Raw genomic sequence first — 24,879 nt, 5'->3', positions numbered from 1 at the left:
GGGAACGCGCGCCGGGGGAGGGATTGGAATCGGACTTCGATATTGTTTACAATAGAAGCAGAATACAAGCGATTAAGGAAACGGGAGGGAGAGATTCGACATGGAAAACAACGCTCAACCGTCGCTTCACAAAGCGACTTTCGCCGGAGGATGCTTCTGGTGCATGGTGACGCCGTTCGAGGAGCTGCCCGGCATCCACGGCATCGTATCCGGCTATACAGGAGGCCATACCGTCAATCCGACCTACGAGGAAGTGTGCTCGGAGACGACCGGGCATACCGAGGCGGTGCAGATTACGTTCGATCCGGGACTGTTCCCGTATCGCAAGCTGCTCGACATCTACTGGCGTTCGGTCGATCCGACCGACGGGGAAGGTCAATTTCACGATCGGGGCTCGTCCTATCGTCCCGTTATTTTCTATCACGACGAGGAGCAGCATCGGGAGGCCGAAGCTTCCAAGGCGGAGCTTCAAGCGAGCGGAAGGTTCGACAAGCCGATCGCGGTCGCGATCGAACCGGCGGTCGAGTTCTATGCAGCGGAAGAGTATCATCAGGACTACCATCTCAAAAATCCGCTCAGATACAAATACTATCGTCACGGCTCGGGCCGGGACTCGTTCATCGAGCAGCATTGGAATACATCGAAGGATAAAGAAGCGCTGCACAAGGAGCTGCGCCAGAGGCTGACGCCGATGCAGTTCGAGGTGACGCAGAACAGCGCCACCGAGCCTCCGTTCCGCAACGAATTTTACAATAATACGGAGCCCGGCATTTACGTCGACATCGTCTCCGGAGAGCCGTTGTTCAGCTCCCGCGATCAGTTCGACGCGGGCTGCGGCTGGCCGAGCTTCTCCCGGCCGCTGCACGGAGGCAGCATCCAGGAACGTCAGGACTTCACGCACGGCATGTACCGCATCGAAGTCAGAAGCCGGGAAGCCGATTCGCATCTCGGCCACTTGTTCGACGACGGGCCGAAGCCGGGCGGGCTGCGTTATTGCATAAACTCCGCTTCCTTGCGGTTTATTCCGAAGGATCGGATGGCGGAGGAAGGCTACGGCAGCTACTTGTCGGAGCTTTGAGCCTCCGCACGGCTAAAGCAGTGGGATTCTTAGCTCTATAGAATGAATCAGTGAATTTCCAAATTCAGAAAGGAATTTCCCCATCATCGTCGAACCGATACCCGCAATTTCGACATCCTGGACGACCGGGAGCAGGAAATGATCCGCGGCCGTTCGGCCTCGACGGCGGCGGGGACAAACGTACCAGCGGGAAATCGCCCGGGAGTTGGGCATTAGCCGGAGCTACATGTCGAGGATTTAAAAAAGGGCGCGGATGCCAAAGCCCGTTATCCCGGCAGCCTGACCCGACGCATGTCATAACTTGAAAGGCGGAACTATTCGTGAAGCAAGGACAAATGAAGAAAATATCGAACGATAAATCTTTGTTTTGAGAAAGCAGACAATGATATTAGCGGGGACTGACTTGAATGTTATTTGTTTGTTTATTTTTTCAAGGAAACAGTCGATTGCATTCACCGGATTATTCTTTGACTAATCCTGTGATATCAAAACAGATTGGCGGAGACTGATGCGTAGGCTATTAAAATTAAAATTGATTTTGCCAGGTATCCAAATTATTATGACTATTTTGGCCATATTCATTGACCAAAGTTTCAATCGTGGATTTGGCGAAGGAGTAAACCAAGTAAGAGCCAATCTTGTAAGCAATATTGAATATGTCATTAAACTCTTGCTTGGATATGATGATATTGAAAATTATAACTTTAGGTTAATAACAGTGTTATTAGCAATTGGCTTTTGGTATTTAGTCGGTTTAGCGATAGATAAGTTGATAAAGCATATCAGAAAATAAAGCTATTCAAGAAACGGAGAACAATAGCTCTCGTGTTGCAAAGCCAAAATATAATTGACATTTTCAATGAGCGAACACCTATTTCTATTTTATCGCTTTGAAGACTTTGTAGGACAACTAAGCTGTCCGGCGGACAGCCCTTTTCCTAGGCCGATTCATCCCACGCCTGAAGGAATGGGATGAATCGGCTAATTTCTGTAATTAAAGTCCGAGCTTCGCCCGGCAGCCGTTCTCGCTCCTTTAGTAGAGCACGCGCCATAAGTAGAACGTCGCGTACGCCTCCCAGCCTTGCCAGCCGACCGCCAGCTCCTTGATCCGTGCTACGGTCGGCTTTTGCTCTTCTTGCAGCACCGCTTTGATCGCATTGTGCAGACCGACGTCGTCGATCGGGAAGGCGGACGGATAGCGCAGACATCTCATCAGCACATAGTTGGCCGTCCAAGGCCCGATGCCGCGGATCGAGACGAGCTTTTTTTCCGCGGAGCGGATGTCGCCTTCCAGCAGCTTCTCTCTGCCGAGCTCTTCGTCCGCGATCAGGCGGGCGACGCCAATCAAATACTCGGCCTTCTTCGTCGTCATCTTCAGAGCCGTAATGTCGCCAACGTCCAGCCCGGCAATGTCGCGAGGCTCGGGGAACAGCCAGCAGTCGACGTCTCCGCGCCGGACTTGCCGCCCGAACGTCTCAACGAACCGGCGCTTGAGCGTGTAGGCGAACGCCAGATTGATCTGCTGCCCGATAATGCCCCAACAGAGCGCTTCGAACAAGTCGGGAATGCCCATGTTGCGCAGGCCATGCAGTCTGGGGACGATGCCGTGCAGAATCGGGTCGCGGCTTGCCAACTCGTAAAAAGGGGAAAGATCGTTATCGAGGTCGAACCACTCTCTCGTATAAGCGGTGACCTCGCGCTCGATTTCACCGCTCCATGGCTCGTCGTCCAGCGGACGAACGAGCAGGAAGCCAGGCTCGGCGCCGACCTCGAAGAAAGCGGCGCTCGAACCGACGGGAATCGTCTTGTACAGCCGGCCGTCGCGGATGCGGTATAGGCTCTCGTCGGGGGATCGCGACAAGTAATCGAGATTAACGGAAAAGTCGAATTCGGCGGGAACGGGAATGCGAATCGTGCGGTTCATGAACGGCTCTCCTTGCGATTAGACTTTGATCTCTTAGTTGTACCACAAATCGGGAGACGGCGAATTACGTTATCTTGCGGTTTTATCGGAGGAATGACGAGGTAAGTCTATCGGAATAGAGCGGGGTTTGTCTTGATTCCGATGTCGCTTTTGCGGTATACTTTTCTCGCCAATATCATAGATGAGGAGCAAGAAAATGAGCAAAGTATTGATTTTCGGTCACAAAAATCCGGATACGGATACGATTTGTTCTGCCATTGCTTATGCGGATTTGAAAACCCAACTCGGAGAAGAAGTCGAAGCGGTTCGCTTGGGCGCCGTCAGCGGCGAAACCCAATACGCGCTGGACAAGTTCGGTTTCGCGGCTCCGCGCCTTGTCGAGACGGTTGCCGGCGAAGCGAAAGGCGTCATTCTCGTCGATCATAACGAACGCCAGCAGAGCGCCTCCGACATCGATCAAGTAACGGTGCTCGAGGTTATCGACCACCACCGGATCGCCAACTTCGAGACGAGCGCTCCTCTGTACTATCGCGCCGAGCCGGTAGGCTGCACCGCGACGATCCTGCTCAAGCTGTACAAGGAGAACGGCAAGACCGTTCCTGCGAACGTTGCCGGCTTGATGCTGTCTGCAATCATCTCGGATTCGTTGCTGTTCAAGTCCCCGACTTGCACAGCTCAGGACGTTGCCGCCGCCAAGGAACTCGCCGCTATCGCGGGAGTCGACGCAGAGAGCTACGGCCTCGACATGTTGAAAGCCGGCGCGGACCTGAGCGACAAGACGATCGCGCAGCTCATCTCCCTGGACGCCAAGGAGTTCAGCATGGGCCAAGCGAAAGTCGAGATCGCCCAAGTCAACGCAGTCGACGTCAACGACGTTCTGTCCAAGCAGGGCGAACTCGAAGACGCGCTGACGAACATCATTAATGAGAAGGGCCTCGACCTGTTCCTGTTCGTCGTAACCGACATTCTGAACAACGATTCCGTCGGCCTTGCCCTTGGCAAAGCGGCAGACGCGGTCGAAGCGGCTTACAAGGTGAAGATCGAGAACAACCGCGCGTTCTTGAAGGGCGTTGTTTCCCGGAAGTCGCAGATCGTTCCCGTTCTGACCGACATCTTCAACAAACGCTAACGGCTACGAGAGGAGCCCGCGGAATCGCGGGCTCTTTTGTGCATGGACGCACGAACAAGAAGCATGGAGGCTTCGAAACATCATGAAACTAAGCGTACTCGAACATTCTCACGTGAACGAAGGCAGGTCCGCGAGAGACGCACTGGACGAGACGGTGGCGCTGGCACAGGAGACGGAGAAGCTCGGATATTGCCGCTTCTGGGTATCCGAGCATCACGGAAGCGCCGCGCTCGCATCCTCAAGTCCGGAAATTCTGATGGCGCATGTCGCCGCACACACGAAGACGATCCGCATCGGATCTGGCGGCATCATGCTCCCTCACTATAGTGCCTACAAGGTTGCCGAGAACTTCAGGCTGCTGGAGGCGCTGCATCCGGGCCGGATCGACATGGGCCTCGGGCGCGCTCCGGGCGGGAGTCCGCTCTCGACCAGAGCGCTGCAGGAGCATAAGCGGCACGAGGTCGATCCGTACCCTCAGCAGATCGTCGATCTGTATCATTACTTGCGGGACGACAATCCGGCCAATCACCGTTTTTCCGGGCTGCGGGCGTTTCCGGAGACGGAAGGCATGCCCGAGCTGTGGCTGCTCGGCTCCAGCGAAGGCACCGCCAAGATCGCGGCTCAGCTGGGCACGCCGTACGCGTTCGCGCAGTTTTTCGGAGCGGCGGGGGACGAGCCGCTCCAGCACTACAACTCCTACTTTCAGCCCTCGTCCTATTGCGCTCAGCCCAAAGCGCTGGCTGCCGTCATGGCGGTGTGCGCCGACACGGAAGAGGAGGCGCGACAACTGGCGAGAAGCAACGAGCTGTTCTTCCTTAAGCTGCTTACCGGGCAGGAGCTTGGTTCAATGCCCTCGGTGAAGACCGCTTCGGAATACCCTTACTCGCTCGCCGAGCAGCAGGTGCTCGAGCAGATGCGGACTCGCCGTTTTATCGGCACGCCGGGGCAAGTGAAGGAAGCGCTCAAGCGCTACGCGGATCGGCTTCATCTGGACGAGTTGATGATCGTCTCGCATATTCACGATTTCGAGAAGCGGGTTCGCTCCTACAGATATATAGCGGAGGCCTTTGAATGAAAAGAATCGCAATCGATATGGATGAAGTCATCGCCGACTTTATCGGGAAGTATTTGCTCCATTTCAATCGCAGCTTCAACGGCAGCGTTACGGTGGAACAGCTTCATGGGACGCGGTTCCAAGAGCTGGACCCCCAGATGGAGGTCTATCTCCACGAATGCTTGGAGGACCCTCTGTTCTTCGGGGATCTGCCCGTTATGCCGGACAGTCAGGAAGTCATTCGGGAGCTCAGCGAGCGTTACGAAATTTTCATCGCGACGGCCGCCATGGAGGTGCCCGCCTCGTTCACCGCGAAGTACAGGTGGCTTAAGGAACACTTCCCGTTCCTGAACGAGATGAACTTCGTGTTCTGCGGGGACAAGAGCATCATCGACGCCGATTATTTGATCGACGACAACAGCCGGCACTTCAAGCGCTTCAAGGGGCAGGGGATTTTGTACACTTCTCCTCTCAACATGTACGAGACCGGCTTTGTAAGGGTGAATAACTGGAAGGAAGTCAGAGAGTATTTTCATAGTTTGAATGGTTAGGTTGGATGAATGGATGAGGATGTGCCTCAGAGCCTGAAGCTTGCTTCGGGCTCTTTTGAGGTTTAAGTGCGGAGTTATAACCACATATTCCCTTTTGTGGTACAATGGATCGAAAAGGGTCGAAAGCTGTCAAATGCGAATAACGCAGGCGAGACAATCGCCACGGAGAACAATACCATGAAGGGGGCCCGTCGTGAAAAAGATACTGTTTGCGATCTGTCTTGTATTTCTGCTGTCGGCCTGTTCGGCTAAAGACGGAGATAACGGAGGAGCCGGGTACATCTCCGAGGATAAGTACGAGGGAGACGAGCTGGACATCGTGCGGTTGATCAATCACAGAATCAAGTATGTCCAGGAAGGGAACGAAAGCAAGTACATGGAGCTGTTCTATGAGGAAAGCCCGATAAACGGACTGCCGCGATATAAACTCCAAAGGGTGAAGTTGACAAGCGACATCGAGATTCGGGAGCAGAGGCGCTTCTATATCGCGGTCGTTCAAGCCGAAGACATTATGGAAACAGGCGAAATGTTCAACAGCCAATATGTTTTTCTCAAGCCCAAGGAAACCGATGAAGGATGGCAGATTGCCGATATCGACTGAGGTTTCGCCGAACCGGGTTAAGAAGGCTTTCTAAATCGAATCAAGGAGAGATTTCAATGAGCGGAGAGAAGACTCAGAAGGTACTGGTACAAAAGAAAGCCAATCTGTTCCGGGGCATCGAAGCTGTCGGAGGCACGCTGACGGTCACTTCGGACAAGCTGATCTTTCAGCCGCATGCTGTCAATATTCAATCTGCTCCGCTGGAGCTTCCGCTTGGCGTGATCGAACGCGCCGACAAGAGAAACTCGCTGCTGGTGGTGCCTAACGGAATGAAGGTGACCGATCGATCCGGCAAGCAGCACAAGTTCGTGCTGTGGGGAAGAGCGAAGTCATCGCTGCTATTAACGAAGCGGCGGGCAACGGCCGCTAAGAAGCCGCTTCCCGATTCAGACGGAATGCTCGGCAACGGGGACAGCGCCCTCCTGAATTCCTGCCGGGAAGCGGGAGGGCTCCCCAATCTACTCGATTTCCGCTAGCCGCAGCCTTTACTCAAAGCTTGTTTTCATAGTCAAGTCCGAGCCGATAAGCATTCGACAGCAGCTCTTCGCGGACTTCAGGCTCTGAACTAAGCGTGTCGTACAGCAGCTCGACCCTGCTGTTCGAAATGCCGCAATAATCGGCGATAGAGATATTCAGGTGCTGGTTCATCATCTGCTCGTATTGTCTCTTCGCCATATGTTCCTTCGAATCCGCCGCCAGCCCCAGCCACAGCACTTGCTTATGCCGCAACTTATTCCTTCCGTATGCGAAGTCTTTGTTCCATACCCGGTCGATATACCCTTTCAGCATAGCCGGCACACTGTACCACCACACCGGAAAAACGTAGGCAAGCGCGTCGTAACGGCTCATGCGTTCCATTTCCGCCCGAACTTCAGCCGAATATATTTTTTCCCCTGCCCAGTCGGGCTCGTCCGCTTCCCACAGAACGGGATTAAACCCGATGCGATGCAGATCCAGCACCTCGGTTTCGTGGCCAGCGTCGGCAAGGCCCTCGACGAATCGAGCGGCAACGGCAAAGGTCAAGGAATCCACCCTCGGGTGCGACACAACGGTCAATACTTTCATTTTAATCCCCTTTCGATTTCATAAATTGTGGTACTATTGGATTATGCAGTAGGCAGGCCGATCAGGGAAGAACGCACTTTTTTGTTCCTCTGTAACCGGAAGGTGCTATAGGTACCAACAAGTAACTTTCGAGGGTGACTCATTATGGAAAAAGAAATACAGCGATTTTACAATAACCCGGCGGAAGCGACTTTGGAGGTCATAGGAGGCAAGTGGAAGTTGTTGATCCTGTGCTATCTGAACGGCGGGCCGATGAGAACGAGCGAAATCAGGAAGGAAATCCCGGATATTTCGCAAAAAGTGTTGACACAGCAGCTTCGAGAGCTGGAAGCGGACGGGATCGTCAAGCGAACCGTCTACAATCAAGTGCCGCCGAAGGTCGTCTACATCAGCGAATTAGGGAATTCGCTGAAGTCGATCCTCGATCAATTATGCGAATGGGGCGAGCAGTTTATTAAAAATCGCCAAAGTAGCGATAGCACTAAATAATATCGGTTGAATTGGAAGAGCCGTGCTCATCGCACGGCTCCTCTTTTCGATTTGGGGCTCCTATCCCGTCACTACGATTTTCATATCAGTTCAATCCCGCTTTCGTCAAGCCGAACGCCGTGTCGGCGGAACCGGGAACAGTTCTGAAGGCGACGTTAACGCGATTCCAGGCATTGATGGCCATGATCGAGAAGGTCAGATCCGAGAGCTCCTTCTCGGAGAACTGCTCGCGAACGCGATGATAGACGTCGTCGGGAACGCCGTGCTCAGGCAGCTTGGTCAAAATTTCGGTCCAGGCCAGAGCGGCCCGTTCCCGCGGTTCGAACAAAGTCGATTCCCGCCAAATCGACAGATGATAGAGGCGAAGCTCTCTTTCTCCGTGGATTTTGGCCTGCTTGATATGCATGTCCAGGCAGAAGCCGCACCCGTTGATTTGCGAAGCGCGAATATGAACCAGATGAAGAATGCTCTCTTCGATCGCTCCCGTCTGTTCCGTGTTGCTGAATTCCAGCAATTTCTTGAAGAACTCGGGGGACTGCTGCATATAGTTGATCCGTTGTGCCATCGTTAATTACCTCTCTTTGCTTTGGTTTGAAGTTCGAATACGCAACTTCGTATTTCTCCCTTCGTACATATAACGATGACCGGATTTGTTCTGTGACACGGACGACGAGCCGGCTCAGGCGGCGTTCGCCGTCTTGCGCCTTCGCCGCAGGCTTCCCAGCATCAATAAGATCAAGGGGAGGACGTTGTAGAGAGCGGGATACACGAGTCCGATCAGATACGCGTTCTTAAGCGTATTGGAAAGTTCGATACGGTGCGCGCTGAACAGCACGAACGCCGGGCAGGCGACAGCCAAGCGATCGCGAGGAGAGCCAGCCGGCAGGCGATGTCACAAAAACGGCTCCTGTTTCGTTTAATTCTTAAGGCTATCTATAGGCGAAAAGAAAAGGGAGTAGGTAGGGAAATGCAGAAGGGGTACGCGCGGGAGTTATATATGCAGTATAAGGGGCTGCTGTTCAAGCTCGCTTATCAATTGACCGGATCGGTATCCGACGCGGAGGATGTGGTACAGGACGTTTTTCTGAAAGTATACGACGTGCCTCCGGAACGATTGGCCGAACCGAAAGCTTATCTGTGCAAAATGGTCGCGAACCGCTGCAGGGATTTAAATAAATCGGCGCGCAAGAAGCGGGAGGAGTATTTCGGAGAATGGCTTCCCGAGCCGCTCTTGAGTTCGGACGAGGATTTGTCGGAGGCGGTCGCCCGCGACGATCTGTTGTCCTATGCCATGCTCGTCTTGCTGGAGCGGCTGTCGCCGACAGAACGCGTTGTTTTCGTTCTTCGAGAAGCGCTCGGCTTTGAATATCGGGAGATCGCCGAGTTGATCGACAAGAGCGAGGTGAACTGCCGCAAGCTGTTCAGCCGCGCCAGCGCTAAGCTCGGACGGGAAGACGACAAGAGCGTCTCAACCGAAGCGGCTAATCCCGAATGGGCTTACAGCTTTATGGACGCGCTCAAGCAGGGGAGCATGGACCGAATGCTGGCCTTGCTCGATCCGGACGCGGTGCTCGTGGCCGACGGAGGCGGCAAAGCTTCGGCGGCCGTCAAGCCGATCAGGACGGGGGAGCTCGTCGCGCGGTTCCTCCTGGCGACGCTGGCCCGATTCGTATCGGACGAAGGCCATTCCAGCATGGAAGTGCGCCGTCTGAACGGCCAGTACGGCATTCTGTTCCGGTCAAGCGAAGGCGTTCATACCGTCGGGATGCTTCACGTCGAAGACGGGGCGATTCGCAACTTGTACGTTGTCCGGAATCCCGACAAGCTGGCGCACGTGGGAGATTGAGAAACAGGATTTGCAACGCGAAAGGATTTTGTCTCGTCCTATCCAATTACTATAGTTATAGCGATCGAAGGAGGCTTAATGAATGATGCGAGTCAAACGAATCGTAGCCAACATTGAGACGCAGCGAATCGAGGCGGCGCGCAGCTTTTACCGGGACGTGCTGGGGCTGGAGCCGCTTATGGACCACGGCTGGATCGTCACGTACGGATCGGGCGAGCGAATGGGCGTTCAAATCAGCTTCGCCGCGCAAGGCGGGTCGCAGACGCCGACGCCCGACCTGTCGATTGAGGTCGACGACGTGGACGAGGCGCATGAGAGAATGAAGGAAGCCGGCTTTGCGATCGAGTACGGACCGGTCGATGAGCCGTGGGGCGTCCGCCGCTTCTACGTTCGCGACCCGTTCGGCAAGCTGGTCAACATCGTCGCGCATCGTCTCGAATAGAGCCCTGGAGCGAAGCCCTGAGCAATATCGTCCAATCTCCCCAAGCGGCTTTTCTGGTATAGTTACAGAGGAACCGCTTAGGAGGGATAAGAAGTGCCGGAAGAGCTCAGAACCGTATGCTACGATGCGGATTTGCGTATCGAAGCCTATCGTTTTCAAGGATTGATGCAGAAATTCCCCCATCATTTTCATGATTATTATGTCATTGGATTTATAGAGAGCGGCAGACGGTATATGCAGTGCAACAATAAGGGCTATATCATTAATCCCGGCGACATCATCCTGTTCAACCCGAGGGACGTTCACTCCTGCGAGCAGGTTGACGGCCGGCCGATGGATTATCGCAGCCTCAATATCGATGCGGAAGGAATGCGGAGAATCGTGCGTGAGATTGCGGGCAACGACGAATTGCCGAGATTTTCGCGCAATGTCGTTCCTGACAGCGAGCTGGCGGCGCCTTTGCAGCAGCTGCACGAGATGATTCTGCGGGGGGAGACGGATTTCGTCAAGGAGGAGCTGAGCTTCTTCCTGATCGGCCAGCTGCTTCAGGGGCATTCGGACGCTTCCGAGCAGCAGGAAGGACCGGGTGGCGAGTCCCTGTCCGGCTTCGAGGCGGTATGCGAATATATGGAAGCCCGTTACGCGGATAAAATTACGTTGGAGGAACTGAGCGGGCTGACCGGTCTCAGCAAGTACCACTTTCTCCGCTCCTTCGCCCGTCAGAGGGGGATTTCTCCTTACAGCTATCTGGAGACGATCCGGATCGGCAACGCCAAGAAGCTGCTCGAGGGCGGAGTCTCCCCGGCGGATGCGGCCCATCGGACCGGCTTCAGCGATCAGAGCCATTTTACGAACTTTTTCAAGCGTTACATCGGTTTGACGCCGGGGCAGTACATGCGGATTTTTGTGCGGGATCGTTTCGAACGGCCATCTCCGGTGCGGGAGGCGAGATGACGGATAAGCGCTTAAGGACTGCCGCGCATGCCGCTACGCTGCTCACGATCGTCATTTGGGGTACGACGTTTATTTCGACCAAAGTGCTGCTAAGCGACTTCAGCCCGCTGGAAATTTTGGTGTTTCGGTTTCTGATCGGCTATGCGGCGCTGTGGGCCGTCTACCCTCGCTTCGTCCCTTTTCGGCGATGGAGAGAGGAGCTGTTGTTCGCGGCGGCCGGGCTGTGCGGAGTCACTTTGTATTTTCTGCTGGAAAATATCGCATTGACGTATACATACGCATCCAACGTAGGGATTATCGTGTCCGTCGCTCCGTTTTTTACCGCAGCGGCCGCTCATCTGATATTGAAGGACGAAGGGCTGCACTTGTCGTTCTTGATCGGATTTCTGATCGCGCTTGCGGGCATTGCTCTAATCTCGTTCAACGGCAGCTACGTTCTAAAGCTGAATCCGCTCGGGGACGGGCTGGCTGTCCTGGCTTGCGTCTGCTGGGCGTTCTATTCCGTCCTGATGCGCATCGTCAGCCGTCTTGACCGCCCGGCTCTCGGGAGCACCCGGCGAGTTTTTTTCTATGGGATGCTGTTCATGCTTCCGGCGACGGCGATGCTTGATTTTCGCTGGGATCTGTACCGCATTGCCGAAGGAGCCAACCTGTTTAATCTGCTGTTTCTTGGTTTGGGCGCCTCCGCGATGTGCTTCGTCGCCTGGAATTGGAGCGTCGGCGTTTTGGGAGCGATCCGCACGAGCGCCTACATCTACCTGGTGCCGGTCATTACGGTGATTGCCGCTTACTTGCTGCTGGAGGAGACGATTACCGCAACGGCTCTGGCGGGAGCGCTGCTTACGCTCGTCGGCCTTATCGTGTCGGAGCGGCGGCTTATTGGCAGAAAGGCCGAGACGCAGGTTTGACAACGGATATGTTATGGAAAAAACGGATAGAATTCGGATCGGTTCCGGCCTGAATTCTGTCCGTTTTATTTTAGGAAAGGAAAGCACAAGTTAGTAGAGAAAGAGACAAGCCGGGAAGGGAGGGACGCCATACCGAACGTCGGACGCCGTGTTATACTGTAAGCGTTATCTCGGCAACACTGTGCATCTTGGAGCTGCTTGGAAGGAGAGTGACAATGGCTTATTTCCGGGACATGTCCCTTAAGCTGAAAGTTTATTTGCTCATGCTGGCGATTTTCCTCATCGTGGTGGTCATGGGCATGCTGTGGTACACGACGTCCGCGAACGCGATCGAGAAGAACGCGATCGATTACACCAACCAGATCGTCGAACAGGTGAATTCGCATCTGGACACCTATTTCGAGAACATCCAGGAGCTGACGTTCCCGCTGCTGGCCGCTCCCCTGACGCAGAGGTTTCTGAGCTCGACGTTCGACGATCCGTACGTCCGGTACGAGCTGTCCAACGCAATCGACAAGGAGCTGCTGACGCCGATTCTGATCAACCGCGAGAATATTCACAGCATTTCGCTCGTGTCGGACAAGGCGATCGCCAGCTCCAGCACGAGCTTTCTGTCCGCTCAGGAGCGATACGCGGATTACATGTCCCGGATCGCGGAGACGGGCAAGTATCAGATCATGGGCCAGGAGGCGATGATCAACACGAACGTCATCGCCATGGCGATCCGGTTTCTGGACATTAAGCGGGAGCAGGCCAGCGGGCTGCTGATCGTCGACCTGAAGCTAAGCGAGATTATCCGCATCTGCCGAAGCGTCACGCTCGGCCGGACCGGCTTCATGTGGATCGCCGACGAGCAGGGCAACATTCTCTATCATCCGGACGAAGTGTTGATGAAGGGGCGGAAGCTGCCGGATTACGTCTCCGAAGTGTTCAACAAAGAGAGCGGCTCCAAGCAGATCGATTCGCCCGAGGGCAAGAAGCTCGTCCTGTTCAACTACTCGGACAAGACGAATCTCGTTCTCGTCTCGGAAGTTCCTTTCCGCGAATTGAACGCTCCTCTCGTCCGGTTCAGCCGAATGTCCATTCTGATCGTCATCGTCCTCATGCTCGTTCTATCCCTCGTCATCCTGGGCGTCATCGTCCATCCGCTTACGAGCTCGCTGCTGCTGCTCAAGAAGCTAATGTTCCGGGCCGAAAGGGGCGACCTCGACGCGCTCGCGCCGGAGAATCGCAAAAACGAGATCGGCAGCCTGTATTTGAGCTTTAACCGGATGGTCAGCGAGATCAAGCATCTGATCAACATCGTTCAGAACGCGCGGCTCAAGGAGAAGGAGATGGAGGTCAAGCAGAAGGAATCGCAGCTGCGCTACATGCAATCGCAGATCAATCCGCATTTCCTGTACAACACGCTAGAGGTGGTCAATTCCAACGCGATCGTCGAAGGCAACTTCAAGATCAGCAAAATGATCGTCTCGCTTAGCGAAATTTTCCGTTACAGCGTCGGCAATCCCGGAGAGCGCGTCTCCTTGCGGCAGGAAGTCCAGCATACCCGCTTTTATCTGGAAATCCAGATGGAGCGGTTCGGCAGCCTGCAGACGGACGTGCTCATCGACGAGCCGGGCTTGTCCGCGGTGCCGGCCATTCGGCTGATGCTCCAGCCGATCGTCGAGAATTGCTTTAAGCACGGCTACGAGCGTCATCGCCTTAAACCGGTTTATATCGGTTTGTTCGGACGCGCCACGACGCTTGGCTATGAGCTGCTCGTTACCGATCGGGGCGGAGGGATGAGCCCGGAGACGATGGAGCGGTACAACGAGCTGTTCGGCCGCTCCGAGAAGGAAGCCGCGGAGGTGGAAAACCATATCGGCATGTGGAACGTCCACAACCGGATCCGCATGACTTTCGGCGAGTCGTACGGCTTGCATATCGTTCGTTCGGACAAGGCCGGCACGGTGATCGCCATCCGACTGCCGTTCTCGATGCCTGACGGCGAAGACCACGAAGAAAAGGTGAAATCCTATGCTTAAAGTCATTACAGTAGACGATGAACGCGCCGTCAAGCAGGGGCTGCGAAAAATTATCGAGATGTATTGTCCGGGCTTTACGGTCGTAGGCGAAGCCGAGGACGGTCAAGAGGCGCTGGAGCTTGTATCCCGGCATGATCCTGACGTCGTCATCACGGACATCATGATGCCGGTGATGAGCGGACTTGAGCTGATCGCGAACATCCGGCAGCGAAGCGAATCGATCGAATTGATCGTCATGTCCGGCTACGACGATTTCAAATACGCGCAGGAGGCGCTGCGCTACGGAGTCAAAGATTATTTACTCAAGCCGATGAACGTCGAGGCGGTCAGCAAGCTGCTGAACGGGCTGCGGGATTCCCGGATTCGACGCATGGCCGATCTGGAGCGATACAGAAGCTGCTTATGGGAGTGTACGGCGATCGTCGAGCGGCTCGCGGAGCAGCTGTGGCTGTTGGACGAAGCGGGCAAGATGAGCAGCCTCGCGGCCGTCGCGGAACGAATAGGCGAAGCTCGTCTGACGGAAGGCGAACAGGCCCAACTTTACGGGGACCTGACCGCCTGTCTGCGAAGATTGATCCGGGAGCGCGGTCTCGGCGTTCAAGAGCCGACGATGCCGTTCGAAGGCGGAGCTGCCGGGCTTCGTCGTCTTGCGGGCTTCTATTCGGACGCGATCCGCTCCGAGCGCAATTGGGGTCAGCGGGCGGCGATCCGTAACGCTCTGGCGTACATTCACGAGAGGTACCCCGATCCCGGACTGTCTCTGGAGGAAGTCGTGGCGCTGACCGACGTGTCTCCCGCCTATTTCTACAAGATGATCAAAGAAGAGACTGGCCGCAATTTCAAAACCTATCTGATCGAATATCGGATCGCCAAAGCCTGCGAGATGCTGCGCGAGGGCGATCTGAAAACGTACGAAATCGCTGAGCGGGTCGGCTATCCGGACTATCCGCACTTCACCAAGCTGTTCAAAAAGTATGTCGGTCTGTCCCCCAGCGATTTCCGCAAAAACATGGGCAGCTACTGAAAACGCTTTACGACGAGTAGCGAAAACCGCAACTTTCCGAAGGTAACGACATGTTCCGATCGTCTCCCGCCGACTACAATGACAATTAACGAGGCGGACGGCAACTGCCGGCTTGCCGAGTCCATCACAGAAGAGGGGAGTTCACGCGAGTGAAAAAGACATCGAGCACCATTATAGCGACAGCGCTTGCAGTCGGGTTGTTGGCAGGCTGTTCGTCCGGACAGGAGGAGGGACCGGCGGCGTCCCCGAAGCAGCCGTCGTCTTCCGGAGCGGTGACGCCGGGGCAGCCTAACGCCTATGGCTGGGTCAAACCCGCGCAGCCGACTGTCATCAACTTCTACCAGGCGGACCGGGATAATCCGGATAAGGTAGCCAGAGATACGGTTCGATTGCACGATTATTTGCTGGACAACTTCAACGTGGACCTGAAGAAAACCGTATACGACGTCGATCCAAAGGAACGGCTCAATCTGATGCTCGCGTCCGGCGAGTATCCGGAAGTGATCGCCGCAATGGACGACGATACGGTGGACAAGTGGAAAGCCCAGCGCAAGCTCATCGACCTGACCCCGTACGTGGACCAGTACGGTCAGAACATCAAGAAAGCGCTCGGCGACAAGTACAAGACGTATTTGGACGAGGATGGAAAGCTGTGGGGACTGCCCCGCGGCTGGGGCTATCTTCCGGGATCTGACTTTACGGCCCACATCCGCATGGATTGGTACGAGGAGATGGGATCGCCGAAGATCGAAACGCCCGAGGACTATTACGAGGTGCTGAAACAGATGGTCGCGGCCCACCCGACGAACACCCAGGGCGAGAAAGTGTACGCGCTGTCCTGGAACGACCAAGTCAACATCAACAACGTGATGGGCATCTGGGGGCTGAAAGACGGCTACAAGGAAGACGCTGATCACAATCTTGTCCACTGGCTCAACACGTCAGAAGGCTTGGAGGCTGCCCGTTACTACAACAAGATCTACCGCGACGGCTTACTCGATCCGGACCTGTTCATCAACAAATTCGACGATTGGAAAACGAAGTTCGCCAACGAAAGAATCGTCGGCCATATCGGGTCGTGGTGGCATTCGTGGAATGCCGGACACGAGATTTGGCGGAACTCGGTGCCGGATTACCAGGAAGACATGCGCTACGTTCAGATCTCGATCAAAGCGGCGGACGCGGAGAAGGCATATTTGTCGCCTAAGGATGCGAGAGGATGGAACTACACGGTATTGACCGATAAAGCGAAAGATCCGGAAGCGATTATCAAATTCCTCGATTTCACGATGTCCCCGATCGGAACACGTCTGCTCGGCTGGGGGGTTCCGAACGAAGGCGATTCGCTCTGGAATTACGAGGGAGACGGCAAGTGGAGCTTTAACGATGCGCAGAAGACCGCGCTGCTGGACGGCACGTTCGACTACGAGAAAGCCGATCAGCTTGGCGGCAACCGCTACTGGCTCGTTCACGGACAAGGCCTGCTGGAAGACGATAACAAGAGCACGGCCTGGTACGACCAGAATTTTATCGATGAAGATAAATGGAAGAAGCTCATGTACGACAATACGAAGGACACGGTCTATGACAATACCGCCCGGCGGGTCGTCTTCTCTGTCGACAATCCGTACACGCTCGTCAACCAGCAGATCGAGGACCTCGTGAAGAACGGCTTCGCTCAAGCGGTCACCCGCAAGACGGAGGACGAATTCGTGCGCACGTTCAACGAACTGAAGGACAAAGCGAACAAGCTGGGCTTGCAGGACCTAGAGAAATACAGAACCGAAGAGTACAAGAAACAATTGGCAATTCTGAATCAATAGGCCGTCCGCAGCGAAGAGGAAAGGTGCCTGAACCGCGCCGCTTCCTCTTCGCTTCGTTAAAGGCCGTAGGAGGCAACTTGTCATGAACACATGGCGACGGCGGATCGTGAAGGAACGGCAAATCTGGATCATGGCCGTGCCCATGATCGTCTGGGTGCTCGTCTTTTCCTATTATCCGATGTATGGCATGATTATCGCTTTCCAAAACTACGTGCCGGGCAACTCTTTCTTCTCGGGGGATTGGGTGGGCTTTGCGCACTTCGAGCGGTTTTTCAACTCTCCCGATTTCGGCACGATCATGAGGAATACGTTTGCGATCAGCGGATTGAACATCTTGTTCGGCCTGCCGGCCCCGCTCATTCTCGCGCTGCTGCTTAACGAGCTGAAGAACAAATCGTTTAAGCGGTTTACCCAGACGCTTTCCTATATTCCCTATTTCATCTCGTGGGTCGTCGTGGCCAGCATTCTGTTCACGCTGCTCGGCAGCGACGGCTTGCTCAACAAGCTGCTGATCGACTTCGGCTTCATTCGCGAGCCGATCTCCTTCCTCGGGGAAGGCAAATACTTTTGGGGCATTCTGACGACCTCGAACGTCTGGAAGGACGTCGGCTTTAACTCGATCATTTACTTGTCCGCCTTAGCCAGCATCGACCGCGAGCAGATCGAGGCGGGCAAGGCGGACGGCATCGGCCGGTTCGGCACCGTCTGGCACATCTATTTGCCGGGCATTCGGACGACGATCATTTTGCTGTGGATTCTCGGTCTCGGCGGCATCTTGAACGCCGGCTTCGAGCAGCAGCTGCTGCTCGGTTCGCCGACGACGGCGGAATATTCCGAAGTCATCGACACTTACGTCTACAAGTACGGAGTTCAGCTCGGCTACTATTCGTTCGCCGCCGCCGTCAATTTGATGAAAGCCGTCGTCAGCGTGCTGCTCGTCATCGGCATGAACCGGATCGCCAAAAAGTTTTTCGATACTTCGATTTTGTAAGGAGGGAACGAGAATGCGCGACTATTTGAAACCAACGCTCGGCAGTCGGGTATTCGATACGGCCAACGTCGTCTTTATGCTCGTCTTCTGCGCGCTCATGATCTATCCGTTCCTGAACTTGCTTGCCATCTCGCTGAACGACGGCGTCGACGCGGCGCGCGGCGGCATCTACCTGTTCCCGCGCAAGCTGTCTTTTTCCGCTTACGAGCTGCTGTTTCAGAACAAGAAAATGCTGAACGGCTTCATATGGTCGATTCTCCGCGTCGTCGTCGGCACGGTCGCCTGCTTGCTGGCGACGGGGCTGCTGGCTTATCTGGTGAACATCCGTCATTTTTCCGGAAGAAAGTTTATGCGGATTTTGTTTTTCATTACGATGTACTTCAACGGGGGCTTCTTCCCGGTGTATCTGCTCGTCGTTAATCTCGGCTTGACCAACAGCTTCCACGTGTATTGGCTGCCGGCCTTGTTCAACGTGTACTTCATGCTGCTCATCTCTTCGTACATCCAGAACCAGCCGGACGCGCTGTTCGAATCGGCCAGAATCGACGGAGCCGGGGAGTTCCGCATTTACTGGAAAATCGTCATTCCGATCTGCGTGCCCGTGTTCGCGGCGGTATCCGTCTATTTGGCGGTATCGCACTGGAATTCATGGTTCGACGTCGTGCTGTACAATCCGAGCGGCAAGTTCGATACGCTTCAAGTCTATTTGCGGCGGCTGCTGCTTGAGATGGAAGGGCTGCAGCAAATTCGCGATCAGCAGGTGCTGTACAACCGTTACCGGGACCTGTCTCCGCTGACGCTGAGGGCGGCGACCACGATCGTCGTGACGGTGCCGATCCTGCTCGTGTACCCGTTCGTTCAGAAGTATTTTATCGGCGGCATTATGCTGGGATCGATCAAAGGTTAAGGGGGAACGATCAATGACGAACAACGGAAGGATGAAGATCGGGGAAGTGGAGTTCTCTTCCTCCGAGCCGAGGCTGGACGCGGGCTTCCTCTGGGCCAAGGCTCAGGCGCTCGCGTACGCCCATAGCGGGCTGGACCCGGTAGGCTTGTGGTACGAGGCGGCTCTGCCCGGACGCAATGCCTTCTGCATGAGAGACGTCGCCCATCACAGCGCAGGCGCTTCCGTGCTGGGACTGTCCGCCCATACGCGCAACATGCTGCTGCGCTTTGCGGAGAACATCGCCGAATCGCGTGACTGGTGCACCTATTGGGAGATTACCGGCGATAACGAGCCGGCCCCGGTCGACTATACCGACGAAGCCGACTTCTGGTACAACTTGCCCGCGAACTTCGACCTGGTGGACGCCTGCTACCGGCAGTGGCTGTGGACGGGGGACGCCGATTACGTGCGGCATCCGGCGTTTGCGAATTTCTACCGGCGCACGTTCGAGGACTACATTCGAACGTGGGACAAGGATGGCGACGGCGTGCCGGAGCATTGGCCGGAATACGGCAGGCGAGGCATCGCTTCGTACAACGAAGACGGCCTGCAGCCACTTGTCGGCGGCGACCTGATCGCGGCCCAATTCGCCGGCAGCCTGGCGTACGCGAAGCTGCTCGCCGAAGTCGGGGACGCGGCGGGAGCGGCAAGTTACGAAGCGGAAGCCGAGCGGCTGCGGACGTTGTACGAGAATGGATGGTGGGACGAAGGGCGGGGCGCTTTCTTCGGAGCTTTGCTGCACGGAGGGACATTTTACGACCGTTATTATGCCGAGGGCAACTATTTGCCTCTGTATTTCGGCATCGTGAAGGACTCGCGCAAGCTGCGCGGCGCCTTGGCCGAAGTCACGCGGCATGGAGCGGCCATCGTCGAAGCGAAGACGTACATGCCCGATTTGTACTATCGCAGCGGGGATCGGGACAACGCCTATCGCGAGCTGCTGGAGCTGGTCGATCCCGCGCTGAAGCGAAGAGAGTACCCGGAAGTGTCTTTCTGCGTCATCGGGGCGATCGCCGCCGGCCTGATGGGCCTGTCCGCCGACGGTCGTTCTACGGTATCGTCGCTCGGCCAGCTGCCGGACGAGCTGGCGCATGCCAGCCTGCGCTGCGTTCCGGTGCTGAACCGGGTGCTCGATCTGGAGCACGTCGGAGGACGAGAATCCAGGCTGACGCTGCGCTGCGGCGAGCCGGTGGAGTGGAAGGCCGGCTTCCACGGGCGGCATGACGCGCTTCTGCACGACGGCGTTCCCGTTCCGGTCAGCATCGAGACATCACCGGATGGCGCCGTAACGACCTATGCGCTCATTCGGGTCGAAGCGGGACGGACTCACTCCGTTCGGGTGGGGGAATAGTAGAGACGCAAATCATTCTTACGTGAACAGGTCAATCGGAATGCAGCATTCCGGTTGGCCTTTCTTTAGAATATCTGGAAGCCTAAATCACTCCCCCTTCTCGGAAATTTCAAGAGAATGGGCCAGAGCGATTGGGCATGCCCAATGTGTAATGTGGATGTAGAGATTGGGCGGTGGGGGTTTATCGTTCTCTGCCTCATTTGCCGGTATCCCGTCCAGTCAGAAATTTATGTTAAAAATGAGGAAAACCGCCCCAAAGGGACGGCTAATTTCGTTATTCACGAAAGAATCAGATTACCGATAAAATTTGATTCTTATGATGAGTGTCATGTTCAATAAATTCATGGATGATATAGAGCAACGAGTAAGGAGTGCCTGTATGCGGGCAATTCTCTACGCCGTTTGCAGTCACATGCTTAGCGACAACGTCTGACTCTGACAGCAGTATCTCAATCAACCGAAGACGAGTTTGCTTGAATTCGTCGAGTATGCTTTTTTTAGAAACGCCCGAACGAGCATATTCGTAAGCTTTTTGGTTGAACGAATCGAAATCCGGAAAGACCATTCCTTCGCCATTTTTAATTGCCGGGATAATCGTATTGGTGAGGTAATTGTCCCAATTTTGAAGATGCGAAACGATTTCCGCGACCGTTGCTTGCCCTTCAGCGATTGGAGTTAACCAAATGTTATCGTCCAAATCCCGTAATGTATCCGTCCACTCTATAAATTCGTTATACCGATGAATCGTTTCTTTACCTAAGCTAATCATATCGGAAACCTCCAGATTTTTAAGATAAAACAGGAACATATGTCCTCATTTTATTCTATATTATCCCAGAAAGCAACAATATTTACGATAATTGCATTTGGGAGGGAACGAGATTTTGAGGATGAGGGAAGGGATAGCTATAAAAGGGGCAAAAAGCGCTAGGACGGGTATGTCGTGAACTGACTGGAAGGGATAGCTGCAAAAGGCGCAAAGAATGGAAGGGGGGAGCTAGAACGAACTGATCGAAAGGGATAGCGGCAAAAGGGATGGAAGAGAGGTGTGGTGCTGAGGAGATCTGACGGAAGGGGATAGCGACAAAAGGGTACTCGCCTATGAATCGCTTTGCTATAATAGTATGCATGTCCAATGTTTGGAAGGAGGGGGAGCTTTGTTGTCGAGAGAGATTTCGGTACGGCGGCTGCATACAATAGAAGAAACGCGGTTGTTGGACGAGCGCTTTTCGCGGAACTATGCCTGGTATAAGCCGGGGAATTACTTTGCGCAGTGTTTGGAAGAGAACCGGGAAGGCGGCCGGGTGTCGCTGATGGCGTTCCTGGGGGAGGAACTGGCCGGCTGCTGCCATTTGCTCTACCGCTCCTACTATCCCTATTTCCGTGAAAACGGGATTCCGGAAATTAACGATCTGAACGTGTTCCCCGATATGCGGGGCAAGGGAATCGCGGGAGCGCTGCTGGACGAGCTGGAGGCGATAGCGGCGAGAACGTCCAAGAGGATCGGTCTCGGCGTAGGGCTCTATGCCGATTACGGCAACGCCCAGCGCCTTTACGGCAAGCGCGGCTACGTGATGGATGGCAGAGGGCTGATGTACGCCAACGAAGCCGTCCGGCCGGGGCAGACGGTGAACGTGGACGACGATTTGCTGCTGTATTTGACTAAAGAGTTGTAGGCAAAAAGCTGGAGCCGCTGGAAGACGATTACCGGATTCGGAGTTGAACTGAGCGAATGGAACAACAGCTGCTGATCGTATTCGCGATGACGATGATTATACACGCCGCCGAGACGTTGTCTTACTCTATTCGGTTGGCCGGCGTGAGGCTGAACAAGATCGCCGTCGCTTTGTCTCTGACCGGCATTATCGTGCTCGTATCCCGGACGGCGAACCTCGTACAGGCGCCGCTGACCGCGAAATTCGTAGATTTCGCGAGAGATCACGCTTCGTTTGATCTGCTGCATTATTTGCGCGTCATTTTGTTGGCCTCGTCCATCGGAACTCTCGTTGCGATCGTTCTGTTTCCGAGCTTCGTCGGGTTGTTCGCCATAATCATCCGAAGGTTGGAGGTGACCGGCTCGATCCCGAAGCTTATCTCCAGCGTAACGCTCGGTCAGCTGCGCAACACCAAACGCTACTTGCGGGCGCCGCGACTGCGGATCAGCCAATACCGATATTTGGGCATATCCAAGAAGTTCATTTTGCTCAATATGGTCGTCACCTCCTTTTACACCGTCGGGGTTCTCGCTTCGCTCTACGCCGCCCATCTTCTGCCTCAGTTCAGCACGACCGCGTCGCAGGCTTCGGGCATTATCAACGGGATCGCGACCATTTTGCTCACCGTATTCATCGACCCTCAGCTCGGCCTGATCACGGACAAAGCGTTAACCGACTCGCAGCGGCGGGAGCAGCTCGGCAAAATTTATGTACTAATGATGACGACCCGGTTTTTCGGCACAATGCTCGCCCAACTGGTGCTCGTTCCGGCTGCTTACTTTATCGGCGCGATCGTAAAGTGGATTTGAGGTTTGCCGATTGCCCAATCACAGGAGGAATAGACCGATGGACGATATTCGATTTCCGCTTGGACATTTCCAGCCGATTGACGATCAGACCGACGACGGACGCCGCGCTCTGATCGCAGAAATTCCCGGGCTCGCGAATCGGCTTCGCAAGCTGATCGCCGACCTGCCGCCCGAGCAGCTGCTCGTTCCTTATCGGGAAGGAGGCTGGACGATCTCGCAGATCGTTCATCATCTGGCGGACAACGACATGAACGCTTATCTACGCTTCAAGCGGGCATTGACGGAGGACGAGCCGCTGGCGAGTTCCTATCGCGAGGATCTATGGGCAGAGCTGCCGGATTACGCCGCATTGCCGCCCGAGAATTCGCTGCTGCTTCTGGAGACGTTGCATGCCCGATTCGCAGCCCTGCTGGCCGAATTGGAGCCTGCGGCTTTCGGGCGCAAGCTTCGAACGCAGGCGCTGGGCAGCGTCACGCTGGACGTCGCCCTGCAGCGGTTCGTCTGGCATAATCGGCATCATCGCGTGCAGATCGAATCGTTTTTGATAAGGGGGGAGTAGTCGATATGTTCTCGTTTGAAGCTATGGAAGGCGAGCGGGTGAAGCTGGTGCCGCTGTCGTTGGATCATGTTCGGCCGCTGTTCGATTGCTCCCGCGATCCGGCGATCTGGGACGCCTACCCGATTCGCATCGAGCGCGTCGAGGAGATGGAGCAGTTCGTCCGGAAGGCGCTGGACGGGCGAGACCGTGGTGAGCAGTATCCTTACGCGGTGTACGACAAGACGCTTGGCGCTTATGTCGGCTCGACGCGATATCTTCGCATCGCAGAGGAGCATCGCAACCTGAACATCGGCTCCACCTGGTACAGTTTGGAGGTGTGGCGCACGAGAGTGAACACCGAGACGAAATATTTGCTGCTGCGCCATGCGTTCGAGGGCATCATGGTCGAGCGCGTGGAAATCATCACTAGCACCGACAATATCCGTTCGCAGCGCGCGATCGAGAGGTTAGGTGCCGTCCGGGAAGGCATTTTGCGCAAAAAGTATTACGGGCTCGATTACGTCTTCTATAGCATCGTCGGCGAGGAATGGCCCTCCGTTAAAACGAGACTGGAAGGGTATCTTGCGACGTAGCTGAGACTTTGAGATTGCCCGGCGCGCGGGGAGGAGGGGAGCGTTATGCGCATGGTGAAGCTGTGCGGTTTTATGTTGGCGATTGCGCTGCTGATCCGGCCCGCTGCGGCTTCGGCGGATTGGACGTATCCGTTCGTCGTGTATTCCGGCAGCCTATACGTCGTGACCGATACGGTCGTCGAGCCGGAGAAGATCGGCGATATCCTCGGCATGGTTACCCGTTATTCGGATCGCGAAGGGACGTATAGCGGCAATTTCTCCAATGCGTTTCCGATGGGAACGCGCTGCTATGCCTCCCGATATGATGAAACTATAACGTCGCGAGCGAAAAGAGGTCGAACGGATGAGGATCGTCGTCGTATCCGATACGCATATGCCGAGAATGGCTAAGAAGCTGCCGGACAGATTGCTTAAAGAGCTGGAGAAGGCGGATGCGATCGTACATGCCGGAGACTGGACGAAGCTGTCGGTGTACGAGCAACTCGCCGCGTTTGGCCCGGTCTACGGAGTGGCTGGCAATAACGATGGGGCCGAGCTGCAGGCCCAATTCGGGTTGCGCAAGCTGTTGAAGTTCGAGGAATGCCGGATCGGCGTCGTCCACGGGCACGGCGCGGCCAAGCGCTCGTCGACCGAAGCGCACGCGATCGAAGCGTTCAAGGGGACGAAGCTGGACGCGCTCGTGTACGGACACTCCCATATTCCCGTACGCAAGACGGTCGCAGGGCTGCTCGTATTCAACCCCGGGTCTCCGACGGATAAAAGGCGGCAGCCGAAGTATTCGTTCGGTATTTTCGATATCTCCGGGAGCGCGCTAAGGGCGAAGCACGTTTTCTACGAGGATAAGGCCTGAGAGGCGTCGCTAGGTATGCTATAATAGGAAGCGATCGAATGGGCAAACCAGATTGGAGCACCGGACTTGAAGAAATTCAAAAAGTTCTACATCGAAATTACGAGCATCTGCAATTTGGCTTGCAGCTTCTGTCCTCCGACGAAGCGGCAGGCAAATTTCATTAAAATCGAT

The 24,879-nt window shown here is 55.2% G+C and carries 28 protein-coding genes and 1 pseudogene; 25 read left to right on the top strand and 4 right to left on the bottom strand.

From position 1 onward, the window contains the following. The first annotated feature begins 100 nt into the window (after positions 1 to 100). Entirely contained in the window at positions 101 to 1,078 is a 978-nt protein-coding gene (gene msrA / locus ACESLM_RS20365) for a peptide-methionine (S)-S-oxide reductase MsrA (protein WP_372633551.1), read from the top strand. Between the two features lie 508 nt (positions 1,079 to 1,586). Then, entirely contained in the window at positions 1,587 to 1,871 is a 285-nt protein-coding gene (locus tag ACESLM_RS20360; RefSeq protein ID WP_372633548.1) for a hypothetical protein, read from the top strand. Positions 1,872 to 2,111: 240 nt separating this feature from the next. Here the strand turns inward: ACESLM_RS20360 and ACESLM_RS20355 are convergent, their stop codons facing one another. Beyond that, positions 2,112 to 3,002 (bottom strand): DNA-3-methyladenine glycosylase family protein, encoded by an 891-nt coding sequence (locus ACESLM_RS20355; protein WP_372633545.1) that lies wholly within the window; start codon positions 3,000 to 3,002, stop codon positions 2,112 to 2,114. A 196-nt stretch (positions 3,003 to 3,198) separates the two neighbouring features. On the opposite strand from ACESLM_RS20355, the gene ACESLM_RS20350 reads away from it, so the two are divergent. The 5 genes from ACESLM_RS20350 (at position 3,199) to ACESLM_RS20330 (ending at position 6,813) form a co-directional block, all read left to right on the top strand. Beyond that, complete coding sequence (locus ACESLM_RS20350; protein ID WP_372633543.1) at positions 3,199 to 4,131, top strand: manganese-dependent inorganic pyrophosphatase; 933 nt, start codon at positions 3,199 to 3,201, stop codon at positions 4,129 to 4,131. 79 nt (positions 4,132 to 4,210) lie between these two features. Further along, positions 4,211 to 5,206: an LLM class flavin-dependent oxidoreductase gene (locus ACESLM_RS20345; RefSeq protein ID WP_372633600.1), complete on the top strand. Its 996-nt coding sequence runs from the start codon at positions 4,211 to 4,213 to the stop codon at positions 5,204 to 5,206. Then, positions 5,203 to 5,736 (top strand): 5' nucleotidase, NT5C type, encoded by a 534-nt coding sequence (locus ACESLM_RS20340; RefSeq protein ID WP_372633540.1) that lies wholly within the window; start codon positions 5,203 to 5,205, stop codon positions 5,734 to 5,736. The genes ACESLM_RS20345 and ACESLM_RS20340 overlap by 4 nt, the downstream gene beginning before the upstream one ends. 193 nt (positions 5,737 to 5,929) lie before the next feature. Next, the gene (locus ACESLM_RS20335; RefSeq protein ID WP_372633536.1) at positions 5,930 to 6,337 is read left to right on the top strand and encodes a membrane lipoprotein lipid attachment site-containing protein; all 408 of its coding nucleotides are present in this window, start codon (positions 5,930 to 5,932) and stop codon (positions 6,335 to 6,337) included. A 56-nt stretch (positions 6,338 to 6,393) separates the two neighbouring features. Then, a complete protein-coding gene (locus ACESLM_RS20330; RefSeq protein ID WP_372633533.1) occupies positions 6,394 to 6,813 on the top strand; it encodes a PH domain-containing protein in 420 nt (139 codons plus the stop codon). Positions 6,814 to 6,826: 13 nt separating this feature from the next. Here the strand turns inward: ACESLM_RS20330 and ACESLM_RS20325 are convergent, their stop codons facing one another. Beyond that, the gene (locus ACESLM_RS20325; RefSeq protein WP_372633530.1) at positions 6,827 to 7,402 is read right to left on the bottom strand and encodes an NAD(P)H oxidoreductase; all 576 of its coding nucleotides are present in this window, start codon (positions 7,400 to 7,402) and stop codon (positions 6,827 to 6,829) included. A gap of 144 nt (positions 7,403 to 7,546) precedes the next feature. On the opposite strand from ACESLM_RS20325, the gene ACESLM_RS20320 reads away from it, so the two are divergent. Beyond that, entirely contained in the window at positions 7,547 to 7,891 is a 345-nt protein-coding gene (locus ACESLM_RS20320) for a winged helix-turn-helix transcriptional regulator (RefSeq protein ID WP_372633527.1), read from the top strand. An 85-nt stretch (positions 7,892 to 7,976) separates the two neighbouring features. Here ACESLM_RS20320 and ACESLM_RS20315 read toward each other — a convergent pair whose 3' ends face one another. Then, positions 7,977 to 8,456: a carboxymuconolactone decarboxylase family protein gene (locus ACESLM_RS20315; protein ID WP_372633524.1), complete on the bottom strand. Its 480-nt coding sequence runs from the start codon at positions 8,454 to 8,456 to the stop codon at positions 7,977 to 7,979. Between the two features lie 402 nt (positions 8,457 to 8,858). Between ACESLM_RS20315 and sigJ the strand changes: the two genes are divergently transcribed. The 10 genes from sigJ (at position 8,859) to ACESLM_RS20265 (ending at position 20,203) form a co-directional block, all read left to right on the top strand. Next, on the top strand, positions 8,859 to 9,737 hold the full coding sequence (sigJ, locus tag ACESLM_RS20310) for an RNA polymerase sigma factor SigJ (protein ID WP_372633522.1): 879 nt from the start codon (positions 8,859 to 8,861) through the stop codon (positions 9,735 to 9,737). An 85-nt stretch (positions 9,738 to 9,822) separates the two neighbouring features. Further along, the gene (locus ACESLM_RS20305) at positions 9,823 to 10,179 is read left to right on the top strand and encodes a VOC family protein (protein ID WP_372633597.1); all 357 of its coding nucleotides are present in this window, start codon (positions 9,823 to 9,825) and stop codon (positions 10,177 to 10,179) included. Between the two features lie 93 nt (positions 10,180 to 10,272). After that, positions 10,273 to 11,133 (top strand): AraC family ligand binding domain-containing protein, encoded by an 861-nt coding sequence (locus ACESLM_RS20300; protein WP_372633519.1) that lies wholly within the window; start codon positions 10,273 to 10,275, stop codon positions 11,131 to 11,133. Beyond that, positions 11,130 to 12,041 carry a DMT family transporter gene (locus ACESLM_RS20295; protein WP_372633516.1) on the top strand — a complete coding sequence of 304 codons (912 nt, stop codon included), beginning with the start codon at positions 11,130 to 11,132 and terminating at the stop codon, positions 12,039 to 12,041. The genes ACESLM_RS20300 and ACESLM_RS20295 overlap by 4 nt, the downstream gene beginning before the upstream one ends. A 215-nt stretch (positions 12,042 to 12,256) precedes the next feature. Next, entirely contained in the window at positions 12,257 to 14,068 is a 1,812-nt protein-coding gene (locus ACESLM_RS20290) for a sensor histidine kinase (protein ID WP_372633514.1), read from the top strand. Next, positions 14,061 to 15,092, top strand: a complete 1,032-nt coding sequence (locus tag ACESLM_RS20285) for a response regulator transcription factor (RefSeq protein WP_372633512.1) — start codon at positions 14,061 to 14,063, stop codon at positions 15,090 to 15,092. The genes ACESLM_RS20290 and ACESLM_RS20285 overlap by 8 nt, the downstream gene beginning before the upstream one ends. A gap of 149 nt (positions 15,093 to 15,241) precedes the next feature. Beyond that, a complete protein-coding gene (locus tag ACESLM_RS20280) occupies positions 15,242 to 16,915 on the top strand; it encodes a type 2 periplasmic-binding domain-containing protein (RefSeq protein ID WP_372633510.1) in 1,674 nt (557 codons plus the stop codon). Between the two features lie 82 nt (positions 16,916 to 16,997). Continuing rightward, positions 16,998 to 17,906, top strand: coding sequence for an ABC transporter permease (locus tag ACESLM_RS20275; protein WP_372633508.1), 909 nt, complete (start codon positions 16,998 to 17,000; stop codon positions 17,904 to 17,906). A 13-nt stretch (positions 17,907 to 17,919) separates the two neighbouring features. Then, complete coding sequence (locus ACESLM_RS20270) at positions 17,920 to 18,813, top strand: carbohydrate ABC transporter permease (protein ID WP_372633505.1); 894 nt, start codon at positions 17,920 to 17,922, stop codon at positions 18,811 to 18,813. 13 nt (positions 18,814 to 18,826) lie between these two features. Continuing rightward, complete coding sequence (locus ACESLM_RS20265) at positions 18,827 to 20,203, top strand: MGH1-like glycoside hydrolase domain-containing protein (RefSeq protein WP_372633503.1); 1,377 nt, start codon at positions 18,827 to 18,829, stop codon at positions 20,201 to 20,203. Positions 20,204 to 20,492: 289 nt separating this feature from the next. Here ACESLM_RS20265 and ACESLM_RS20260 read toward each other — a convergent pair whose 3' ends face one another. Next, positions 20,493 to 20,972 (bottom strand): DinB family protein, encoded by a 480-nt coding sequence (locus tag ACESLM_RS20260; RefSeq protein ID WP_372633500.1) that lies wholly within the window; start codon positions 20,970 to 20,972, stop codon positions 20,493 to 20,495. Between the two features lie 391 nt (positions 20,973 to 21,363). Between ACESLM_RS20260 and ACESLM_RS20255 the strand changes: the two genes are divergently transcribed. The 7 genes and pseudogenes from ACESLM_RS20255 to ACESLM_RS20225 form a co-directional block, all read left to right on the top strand. Beyond that, a complete protein-coding gene (locus tag ACESLM_RS20255; protein ID WP_372633497.1) occupies positions 21,364 to 21,879 on the top strand; it encodes a GNAT family N-acetyltransferase in 516 nt (171 codons plus the stop codon). A gap of 56 nt (positions 21,880 to 21,935) precedes the next feature. Then, a complete protein-coding gene (locus ACESLM_RS20250; RefSeq protein ID WP_372633495.1) occupies positions 21,936 to 22,727 on the top strand; it encodes a lipid II flippase Amj family protein in 792 nt (263 codons plus the stop codon). 37 nt (positions 22,728 to 22,764) lie between these two features. After that, the gene (locus ACESLM_RS20245; protein ID WP_372633492.1) at positions 22,765 to 23,286 is read left to right on the top strand and encodes a YfiT family bacillithiol transferase; all 522 of its coding nucleotides are present in this window, start codon (positions 22,765 to 22,767) and stop codon (positions 23,284 to 23,286) included. Between the two features lie 5 nt (positions 23,287 to 23,291). After that, positions 23,292 to 23,858: a GNAT family N-acetyltransferase gene (locus tag ACESLM_RS20240; RefSeq protein WP_372633490.1), complete on the top strand. Its 567-nt coding sequence runs from the start codon at positions 23,292 to 23,294 to the stop codon at positions 23,856 to 23,858. Positions 23,859 to 23,903: 45 nt separating this feature from the next. Continuing rightward, positions 23,904 to 24,248, top strand: coding sequence for a hypothetical protein (locus tag ACESLM_RS20235; protein WP_372633487.1), 345 nt, complete (start codon positions 23,904 to 23,906; stop codon positions 24,246 to 24,248). Beyond that, positions 24,202 to 24,708: a metallophosphoesterase family protein gene (locus ACESLM_RS20230; protein WP_372633485.1), complete on the top strand. Its 507-nt coding sequence runs from the start codon at positions 24,202 to 24,204 to the stop codon at positions 24,706 to 24,708. The genes ACESLM_RS20235 and ACESLM_RS20230 overlap by 47 nt, the downstream gene beginning before the upstream one ends. 66 nt (positions 24,709 to 24,774) lie before the next feature. After that, positions 24,775 to 24,879: pseudogene (locus tag ACESLM_RS20225) on the top strand (radical SAM protein); the annotation flags it as partial.

Origin of the sequence: Cohnella sp., assembly GCF_041641335.1 — a bacterium.
GTDB lineage: Bacteria > Bacillota > Bacilli > Paenibacillales > Paenibacillaceae > Cohnella.
Note: the sequence above shows the minus strand (reverse complement) of the source record. Positions and strands in the feature narration are given on the sequence as shown.

Excerpts from the sequence above, each read along its gene's own strand:
- msrA (WP_372633551.1), top strand. The coding sequence starts at position 101 with ATGGAAAACAACGCTCAACCGTCGCTTCACAAAGCGACTTTCGCCGGA.
- ACESLM_RS20360 (WP_372633548.1), top strand. The coding sequence starts at position 1,587 with ATGCGTAGGCTATTAAAATTAAAATTGATTTTGCCAGGTATCCAAATT.
- ACESLM_RS20355 (WP_372633545.1), bottom strand. The coding sequence starts at position 3,002 with ATGAACCGCACGATTCGCATTCCCGTTCCCGCCGAATTCGACTTTTCC.
- ACESLM_RS20350 (WP_372633543.1), top strand. The coding sequence starts at position 3,199 with ATGAGCAAAGTATTGATTTTCGGTCACAAAAATCCGGATACGGATACG.
- ACESLM_RS20340 (WP_372633540.1), top strand. The coding sequence starts at position 5,203 with ATGAAAAGAATCGCAATCGATATGGATGAAGTCATCGCCGACTTTATC.
- ACESLM_RS20330 (WP_372633533.1), top strand. The coding sequence starts at position 6,394 with ATGAGCGGAGAGAAGACTCAGAAGGTACTGGTACAAAAGAAAGCCAAT.
- ACESLM_RS20325 (WP_372633530.1), bottom strand. The coding sequence starts at position 7,402 with ATGAAAGTATTGACCGTTGTGTCGCACCCGAGGGTGGATTCCTTGACC.
- ACESLM_RS20320 (WP_372633527.1), top strand. The coding sequence starts at position 7,547 with ATGGAAAAAGAAATACAGCGATTTTACAATAACCCGGCGGAAGCGACT.
- ACESLM_RS20315 (WP_372633524.1), bottom strand. The coding sequence starts at position 8,456 with ATGGCACAACGGATCAACTATATGCAGCAGTCCCCCGAGTTCTTCAAG.
- sigJ (WP_372633522.1), top strand. The coding sequence starts at position 8,859 with ATGCAGAAGGGGTACGCGCGGGAGTTATATATGCAGTATAAGGGGCTG.
- ACESLM_RS20305 (WP_372633597.1), top strand. The coding sequence starts at position 9,823 with ATGCGAGTCAAACGAATCGTAGCCAACATTGAGACGCAGCGAATCGAG.
- ACESLM_RS20295 (WP_372633516.1), top strand. The coding sequence starts at position 11,130 with ATGACGGATAAGCGCTTAAGGACTGCCGCGCATGCCGCTACGCTGCTC.
- ACESLM_RS20290 (WP_372633514.1), top strand. The coding sequence starts at position 12,257 with ATGGCTTATTTCCGGGACATGTCCCTTAAGCTGAAAGTTTATTTGCTC.
- ACESLM_RS20285 (WP_372633512.1), top strand. The coding sequence starts at position 14,061 with ATGCTTAAAGTCATTACAGTAGACGATGAACGCGCCGTCAAGCAGGGG.
- ACESLM_RS20275 (WP_372633508.1), top strand. The coding sequence starts at position 16,998 with ATGAACACATGGCGACGGCGGATCGTGAAGGAACGGCAAATCTGGATC.
- ACESLM_RS20270 (WP_372633505.1), top strand. The coding sequence starts at position 17,920 with ATGCGCGACTATTTGAAACCAACGCTCGGCAGTCGGGTATTCGATACG.
- ACESLM_RS20265 (WP_372633503.1), top strand. The coding sequence starts at position 18,827 with ATGACGAACAACGGAAGGATGAAGATCGGGGAAGTGGAGTTCTCTTCC.
- ACESLM_RS20260 (WP_372633500.1), bottom strand. The coding sequence starts at position 20,972 with ATGATTAGCTTAGGTAAAGAAACGATTCATCGGTATAACGAATTTATA.
- ACESLM_RS20250 (WP_372633495.1), top strand. The coding sequence starts at position 21,936 with ATGGAACAACAGCTGCTGATCGTATTCGCGATGACGATGATTATACAC.
- ACESLM_RS20245 (WP_372633492.1), top strand. The coding sequence starts at position 22,765 with ATGGACGATATTCGATTTCCGCTTGGACATTTCCAGCCGATTGACGAT.
- ACESLM_RS20240 (WP_372633490.1), top strand. The coding sequence starts at position 23,292 with ATGTTCTCGTTTGAAGCTATGGAAGGCGAGCGGGTGAAGCTGGTGCCG.
- ACESLM_RS20235 (WP_372633487.1), top strand. The coding sequence starts at position 23,904 with ATGCGCATGGTGAAGCTGTGCGGTTTTATGTTGGCGATTGCGCTGCTG.
- ACESLM_RS20230 (WP_372633485.1), top strand. The coding sequence starts at position 24,202 with ATGAGGATCGTCGTCGTATCCGATACGCATATGCCGAGAATGGCTAAG.